This is a genomic window from Pseudomonas sp. GW456-L12 (assembly GCF_059424045.1).
Genome location: NZ_JBWKZA010000047.1, coordinates 21133 through 29046 on the forward strand (window position 1 = coordinate 21133; position 7914 = coordinate 29046).

Consider the following 7914-nt stretch of genomic DNA (forward strand, 5'->3'; position numbering starts at 1 on the left):
CATCGATTAAACGCTGGGCGAGTACCGGCTGTTGGTCGGCCGCGACCCATTCGGTAACGGTCATCCCTGTCACATTGATCCGGCAAGATGGAGGGGCACGACGTCCTGAACGCGCCTGGGCATAGGGCGGAAACCGCCCTGATTCGACCCCCTCAGCGCAAACTCCACGACACCCCGACATACATCGCCATGCCTTCCCCCGGCGTCGATCGCGCGGCATCCAGGCCTTTGTCGTCGTAGCCCGGGGTGACGGCGGCGGCGTAGTGCTGGTCGGTCAGGTTGCGCAGGTCGAGCCAGGTCTGCCAGTCGCCCTTGGGCGCGTTGTAGCCCAGGGTGGCGCCGAACAGCGCGTAGGGATCGGCGTAATAGCTGTTGGCGTAGTCCACCGCCACCTTGGACACCAGTTGCGTGTTGAGCGCGGCGAAGAAGCCCTGGGGCCAGTCGTAGCGCAGTTCGCCCTGGTAGTAGTGCATCGGTAGGCCCGGCAGGCGGTTGTCGCCGAAACGTTCATCGTCGCGGTAGTGGAAGTCGCTGAAGGTGTAGCTCTGGCGCAGGCTCAGCTGGCCGCCGTCTTTCCCTGACCACAGCTTGCTCTGCAGGCTGGCTTCCACGCCCTGGTGCACGGTGGGGCTGGCGTTGAGCTCGTAGGGGGTGGTGGCGTTGGCGTCCGGCAAGACCGAGAGCAGTTCGTGGCGCACCTGGGCGTAGTACCAGGCCAGGCTCCATTGGCCGATGGCGCTGTCGCCACGGCCGCCGAGTTCAAGGGTAGTGGCGGTCTGGTTTTGCAGTTTGATCGGGTCGCGCTGGGTGCCGGTGGCGGCGCCGCTGCCGGCCGGGAAGCGAATGTTGGAGCTGTAGATCAGCGACCAGGGGTGGGGCGCCTCCACCGAGCGGCTGAGGTTGCCGAACAGTTGCAGGTTGGGGGTCAGCTGGTAGCGCAGGCCCACGCGCGGCGCGTAGTCCCAGTCGCCGAGGCTGGTCTTGCCACCGCCGTCGGGGTAGGTCACGGCGCTTTCGCGGCGGGTGTAGATGGCGGCCAGGCCGGTGGTCAGCCACAGGTCGTCGGCGATTTCCAGGTCATTGCCCAGATGCAGGACGCTGTCCGAACCCTGGTAGGTGAAGTTGCGCATGTGGGTGCCCGGCGCGTAGCCGGCGGTGTTGCCGCTGGGGATACGCACCAATTCGCTGGCCCCTGAGTTGGGCAGGTGCTTGGTCACGCGCAGGCCCAGGGTGCTGTGGCTTTCCAGGCCCCAGAGGGTGTCGCGGCGCTTGTAGTCGAAGGTGCCGCTGACATCGGTGTAGGCCACCTTCAGGCGGTTGGGGCCTTCGCGCAGGTCCATGGGGTAGTCGTGGTAGACCAGGCCGGTCTGGATACTTGAATCGTCGTCGATGTACCAGGTGGTCTTGTTGCCGATAAAGGTGCTGCCCGGCTGGTCGCGGCTGTCGCCCCGCGTTACGTAGGCCGGGTTGGCCGCCCGTGGGTCGTGCTCGATGGAGCCTTTGGTGACCCGCCCGGCGAGGTCGTTGTCGGTCTGGCGATGGCGGATGTAGAAGCGGGTTTCCAGGTTCGGGTTGAAGCGATAGCCGAAGTTGGCGATCACCCCCTGGCTCTTGCTGGCGCTGTGGTCCTGGTAGCCATCGGAGCGGGCGTCGGTCAGGGACAGGTAGTAGTCGAAGTCACCCAGCACCTGCCCGGAGCTGACCTGGCGCTGCTGATAACCGTGGCTGCCGGTGGCGTAGCGCACCTGCAACTTCGGCGCGTCGTAGCCGGTGTGGCTGATGTAGTCGATGGCGCCGCCCAGGGCCAGGGCGCCGCGGTCGAAACCGTTGGCGCCGCGCAGCACTTCCACACGCTCGAGCCACAGCGGCTCGAGCAACTCATAGGGTGTGCCGCCCGGGCCGCTCAACGGCAGGCCGTCGAGCATCGTGTACAGCCCCGAGGCATGGGCGCCCGGCGCGCGGTTGATCCCCGAACCACGGATCGAGATCTTCACCCCTTCGTTGCCCGCGGACTGGGCATAGACCCCCGGCTGATACGCCAGCACATCCTGATTGCTGGCTACGCGGCCCTGCAGCGGGCGGCGCAGGTCCACCACATTGCTGCCGCCGGGCACCTGGGCCAGCCGCGCCTTGGCCTCCTCGGTCGATGCGTCTTCGCCACTGCGGTCCTCGGCGCCGATCAGCACCTGCCCCAGCTCCAGGCCCTGGGCTTCGGCCAGGGCCGGATAGACAAGGGCCAGGCCCAGCAAGGCAGAGGGCAGGGGATGGGACGAGGGCATCGGGGGGAACTCCAGGCATGGGCAACGGGCAGAGAGAACTGCGACGTAAGAAAGAACGAGGGAAACACATGGCAATTTTGTCTTTTGCCAGGCAAGCGCAGATCGGCGGGAGTCCAGCGTCCATGCCCGTGCGCTATCAAGGCTGTTCGCAATGGATATATCCGCGCATCGGCGTTCGGCTATCGTCACCCTATATGACTCGATCGCGCAGCCGCTGTGCTTTTGCGTTGACGCTATGTTGGGTTGGCCGCTGCTGCGATTCACACAGAGCTCTCAAACGCGAGGACATCACGATGGGCGTCCACAAAGCTGTTGCTGTTTCGCTGGCCCTGCTCGGCGCAACCTTCCTGGCATCGGCCGCTCTGGCCGAGGGCACAGGGTTGATTGCCGCCACCCCCGCCGAACTGAAATGGACACCCGCGCCCTCGGTAGGGCCCGGGGTGATGATTTCGGTGATCGAAGGCGACCTGAAAAAACCAGAGCCTTTCACGATGCGCCTGATGCTGCCGGCCAACACGAAAATCGGCGTGCATACCCACCCCGTGACCGAACGTGTCACCGTGATCTCGGGCACCTTCTACTTCGCCACCGGCGACAGCTTCGACGCGGCCAAGGCCAAGGCCTATCACCCGGGCGACACCCTGATCATTCCCGTCGGCATGCCGATGTACGCCGCCACGCAAAAACAGGAAACCGTGCTCCAGCTCCACGGCACGGGCCCCTGGGGCATCACCTACCTCAACCCGGCGGACGACCCCAGGAACAGCAAAAAATAGCGAGCAGAGCCTGGCAGTGAATCCGTCGTGCCCGACCTCGCCAGCCCTGTTGTCACCTGGAAAGGGCAACCGGGGATTCACTCGATCAGGCTGAGCATGGGCAAATCGGCTGGCGAATACTCAGCTAATGCCGCAGGCGGGCATTGGCTGCCATGCTCTGTCGTTTGGGGGAGGGCTGGCGGCGGAGGGCTTGCTGCGGTCTGTCACGGCGTCTGCCAGATCAGGGGACGATCGATCTGCCGATATGTGGTTGAAAAACACGCAAAGAAAACCGACTCTGCTTACCTCTCATCCAGGGCCCGACGTTTCGCGCCCGCCATCACCCTTCGTCAAAGCCCTCGATCAAAGGTGCCTCCATGCTGCTTGCCCGCTGGCTGCCAGGCTTGGCCAATCTCCTGCAATACCGCCGCGAATGGTTCAGGTACGACCTGCAGGCCGGTTTGTCGGTGGCCGCCGTACAGATCCCGATTGCCATCGCCTACGCCCAGATCGTCGGGCTGCCGCCCCAGTACGGCTTGTACGCCTGCGTCTTGCCGATGATGGTCTATGCCCTGGTGGGCAGTTCGCGGCAGTTGATGGTCGGGCCGGATGCGGCCACCTGCGCCATGGTCGCCGGCGCGATCGCCCCCCTGGCGCTGGGAGATCCCGAGCGCCTGGCGCAGTTGGCGGTGATTGTCACGGTGCTGGTCGGCCTGATGCTGATCGGCGCCGGCATTGCCCGGGCGGGGTTCATTGCCAGCTTTTTCTCGCGGCCGATCCTGATCGGCTATCTGAACGGCATCGGCCTGAGCCTGCTGGCCGGGCAACTGGGCAAGGTGTTGGGCTACAAGATCGAAGGCGACGGTTTCATTCTCAGCCTGCTGAACATGCTGCAGCGGCTTGGCGAAACCCATCTACCGACCCTGGCCATCGGGGCGGGCGCCCTGGCGCTGCTGATCTGGCTGCCGCGGCGTTTTGCCAGGTTGCCGGCGGCGCTGGTGACGGTGGCTATCGCCACCCTGTGCGTCGGGGTGCTGCGCCTGGACCGTTACGGGGTCTCGGTACTGGGGCCGATCCCTTCGGGCATGCCGCAGTTGAGCTGGCCCGAGACCAACCTGAGCGAACTGAAACGGCTGCTGCGCGATGCGCTGGCGATCGCCACGGTGAGTTTTTGCAGTGCGATGCTGACGGCCCGCAGCTTCGCCGCGAGGAATGGTTATACGGTCAACGCCAACCATGAGTTCCTGGCGCTGGGGGTGTCCAATATCGCCGCCGGGGTCTCCAGCGGTTTCGCCATCAGCGGCGCCGATTCGCGCACGGCGGTCAACAGCATGGTGGGCGGCAAGAGCCAGTTGGTGGGGATCATCGCCGCCCTGGTGATTGCTCTGATCCTGCTGTTCTTCACCGCGCCCATGGCCTGGATCCCCCAGGCGGCACTGGGGGCGGTGCTGTTGATGGCCGGCTGGGGGCTGATCGATATCCAGGCGATGCGGGTCATCCGCAAGCTCAGCCGTTTCGAGTTCTGGCTGTGTGTGCTGACCACCCTGGGGGTGATTGGCGTGGGGGTGCTGCCGGGCATTATCGTCGCGGTGCTGCTGGCGATCCTGCGGTTGCTCAAAAGCATCTATCAGCCCACCGACGCGGTGCTGGGCTGGGTGCGCGGGATCGAAGGCCAGGTCGATATCAGCCAATACCCACAGGCGCGCACGCTGGCTGGGCTGGTGGTGTATCGCTTCGATGACGCGATCCTGTTTTTCAACGCCGACTACTTCAAGGCGCGCCTGCTCGAGGCGGTCGAACGTGAGCCCGAGCCCCGCGCCGTGCTGCTGGTCGCCGAGGCGGTGACCTCGATCGACGTCAGCGGCATCGTGGCCCTCAGGGAGCTGCGCGACACCCTGCTGGCCCGCGGCATCATCCTGGGCATTGCCCGGCCGCACGGGGCATTCCTGCGGATGCTGGTGCGTTCAGGCCTGGCGCGCGAGCTGGAGCAGCAATTGTTGTTCCCCTCGGTACGCGCCGGCATCCGCGCTTATCGGATCTGGCGCAATCAGTTGCAGCGCAAGGCGCAGAAAGAGGAGCCTCGGGCCGGCACCCTGCCAGCGCCCGCCAAGCCGACGCCATGACTGGACGCGGCCCTGGCCGGTCACCACCAACGCTTGACCCAAGAGGAGGTACGGCATGCAACGATTCACCGGTGGTTGCCTGTGCGGCAAGGTGCGGCTCGTGGCGTCGGGGCCGCCATACCGGGTCGGTTTGTGCCACTGCCTCGACTGCCGCAAGCACCATGGCGCGCTGTTTCATGCCTCGGCGATCTTCCCCGAGGACGCGGTGACCGTCGAGGGCGAAACCCGCGACTACGCCGGGCGGTATTTCTGCCCGCACTGCGGCTCGTCGGTGTTCGCCCGCAGCGCCGACGAAATCGAAGTGAACCTGGGTGCCCTGGACACCCCCGACCAACTCAAGCCCACCTATGAAAGCTGGACTATTCGTCGCGAGTCCTGGCTGCCGGCGTTTCCACTCGCCAGGCGCTACGAGCGCGACCGCGATGCCAGCAGTCGCTTCGAGCAATAGCTGTCGCCCCGGCTATGACCAGGGCGTCTCGGGCGCCACCCCGCGCGGGCGTTTCGCCAGGAGCTTGCGGGCGGTGTCGACGAAGGGCGTGACGATCAGGCTGTAGACCGTCAGGTAACGCCGCTGGTCCTGCTCGCCGGTGCCGAAGCGCAGCGGCTCGGGTGTCGAGGAGGTGACGTAGAGCGTGCCGAACATCCAGTCCCAGAGGGACAGGTTGGTGCCGAAGTTGCGGTTGAAGTGGCGGGGCGCGTCGCTGTGATGGATCTGGTGCTGGGCTGGGCTGTTCAACACATGCTCCAGCCGCGGGCCGAACGACAGCCAGACATGGCTGTGCCGCAGGTTGGCCGCCAGGCTGTTGAAGATGAATATCAGGTAGGTCACGCCGAACAGGGTGTAGCGGCCGATCTCGCCGCCGCAGGCATACCAGAAGCAGCCGGCGTAGAGGCCCAGGCCGAGGCTGATGCTCAGCTTCTCGACGATCTTTTCCACGAAGTGCACCCGGCTCGCCGTTGCCGGCACCAGCACCGGCGCCGAGTGATGGACCTTGTGGAAGGCCCACAGCCAGCGCGAGTGAAACGCCCGGTGCGCCCAGTAATGGAGGAAGTCCTTGAGCAGGAACACCCCCAGCCCGTAGAGCAGCGCCAGCCCCAGGTTCTGGCCCAGGCGCGGGCGCTCGCCCCAGAGGTTGCTGAAAAAGGCCAGGTAGTCCCCGGAGCGCAAGATGTAAGGGTCGACCAGATGGACGATGGGCAACACCAGCGCAACCTTGAGGATGGCGCGCACGAAGTAGTAGCGGTAATCCAGCAGCGCCGAGGGATGCAGGTGCACCCGGCCGCCGCCGAGGAATTGCCAGAACGACCGGGCGTGGCTCAGGCCGCGGCGCTTTCGGAAACGGAACAGGCCATAGGCGACGCCGTAGGACACGCACAGGAACAAGACCCCGAGCCGGCCGTTCAGATTGAAAATGCCGAGAAACTGCGCGGTGACAGGGGCGATTACCCACTCGGTCAGGTGCTTGTAGACAAGCGACAGGGCATCCACGAATCGCCAGCCTCTGAGCCAGAAAAAAGAATGGCATTGTAAATCAGTTCGGTTTGGCCGGGCAGGGTGGCGCGACAAGCAGGCAAGGTGCCCCGCGCGCCATCCGCCTGGAACTGGCCGCGACTGTTGGAGTACGCTGGCCGTTCGCTGTATTCCGGAGGTGCCTGGCTCATGACCCTGTTACGGGAATCCGCAAACCTGTTGCTGCAACCTCGGGTGGGCGCGGGCTGCATCCGCGCGCGCGGTGCCGAGGGCGCGGTCCTGCAGTCGGCGTCGCTGTTCGACGGCCTGGTGACCATCGATCATCGTCGCTGGGCCTGCCGCGAGGCCGAGCTCAGCTGGACGGCGCCGCAGCACGTGGTGATTCTCACGGAGCGCGGGGCAACGGCAAAGACTCATATCCGCAGCAGTTCAACGCTCACCTACGAGGGTTGCGACCGCCCCGGGTCGATCAGCTTCGTGCCGGCCGGCGTCGAGCGCCAGGGTTATTTTCGCGATGCCGACCTGATCTATACCGCCCTGTGGATCGACACGGCCCTGGATTTTCCTGGCTGCCCGCGGCTGGCCGAATTGCCCATGCGCATCAACAGCGGCGATGGGGTGATCCATTCGCTGCTCGCCGCCCTCAGCGCCGAGATGGCCGGCGGGCATGTCCCGGAAGCCAGCTACATAGAGCATCTGGTGGCGCTGGTGGGGCTGCGCCTGGGCCGGGTCGATACCGGTAGCGCTGGCAGCGGACGCCTGGGGCCGCAACTGCTCAAGCGCTTGAGCGACTACGTCGATGCACGAATCGAAGGCAGCCTCTCGCTGACCGAACTGGCGCGGATCGCCGGCATGCCCGTGGACACCTTCGCCCGGCATTTCAAGGCCGAAACCGGCATGGCGCCCTATGCCTATGTGATCGAGCGCCGGGTGCGCCGCGCCGAAAGCCTGCTGCGGGCCGGCAGCATGCCGATCAGCGCCATGGCGCTGGAGCTGGGGTTCTCCAGCCAGAGCCACTTCACCTCGACCTTCCGGCGGATCACCGGGACCACTCCGAACAGCTACCGCCAGCAGGCGTCCAGAATCCTGACAAGCTCGTCCTGATACCTGAAAGAACGGCGCCGCGCCCTTGGCGATACTCGCGTCCAGCCGTTCATTTCAGGAGAGCACCATGCAAGACCTGGACTCACCGCGTCCGTCGCGCCGCGCGCTGCTGCAAGCCGGGGCCGCCGCCAGCCTGCTCTGGGTGGGGGGCAGCGGCGCGCTGGCCCAACCCGCCCCGAGGC

6 protein-coding genes are annotated in these 7914 nt (G+C 65.7%); 4 read left to right on the forward strand and 2 right to left on the reverse strand.

All coding sequences use genetic code 11. The annotated features are described in order from the left end of the window. Nucleotides 1-152: 152 nt before the first annotated feature. A complete protein-coding gene (locus tag AC07Y9_RS30645) occupies nt 153-2279 on the reverse strand; it encodes a TonB-dependent receptor family protein (protein ID WP_102681388.1) in 2127 nt (708 codons plus the stop codon). A gap of 293 nt (nt 2280-2572) precedes the next feature. Between AC07Y9_RS30645 and AC07Y9_RS30650 the strand changes: the two genes are divergently transcribed. The 3 genes from AC07Y9_RS30650 (at nt 2573) to AC07Y9_RS30660 (ending at nt 5605) form a co-directional block, all read left to right on the forward strand. After that, nucleotides 2573-3055 carry a cupin domain-containing protein gene (locus tag AC07Y9_RS30650; RefSeq protein WP_102681387.1) on the forward strand — a complete coding sequence of 161 codons (483 nt, stop codon included), beginning with the start codon at nt 2573-2575 and terminating at the stop codon, nt 3053-3055. 356 nt (nt 3056-3411) lie between these two features. Then, the gene (locus AC07Y9_RS30655) at nt 3412-5157 is read left to right on the forward strand and encodes a SulP family inorganic anion transporter (RefSeq protein ID WP_102681386.1); all 1746 of its coding nucleotides are present in this window, start codon (nt 3412-3414) and stop codon (nt 5155-5157) included. 55 nt (nt 5158-5212) lie between these two features. Further along, nucleotides 5213-5605 (forward strand): GFA family protein, encoded by a 393-nt coding sequence (locus tag AC07Y9_RS30660; RefSeq protein WP_102681385.1) that lies wholly within the window; start codon nt 5213-5215, stop codon nt 5603-5605. Between the two features lie 12 nt (nt 5606-5617). Here the strand turns inward: AC07Y9_RS30660 and AC07Y9_RS30665 are convergent, their stop codons facing one another. After that, entirely contained in the window at nt 5618-6646 is a 1029-nt protein-coding gene (locus AC07Y9_RS30665) for a sterol desaturase family protein (protein ID WP_102681384.1), read from the reverse strand. Nucleotides 6647-6817: 171 nt separating this feature from the next. On the opposite strand from AC07Y9_RS30665, the gene AC07Y9_RS30670 reads away from it, so the two are divergent. Continuing rightward, nucleotides 6818-7732: a helix-turn-helix domain-containing protein gene (locus AC07Y9_RS30670; RefSeq protein WP_102681383.1), complete on the forward strand. Its 915-nt coding sequence runs from the start codon at nt 6818-6820 to the stop codon at nt 7730-7732. The last annotated feature ends 182 nt before the right edge of the window (nt 7733-7914 follow it).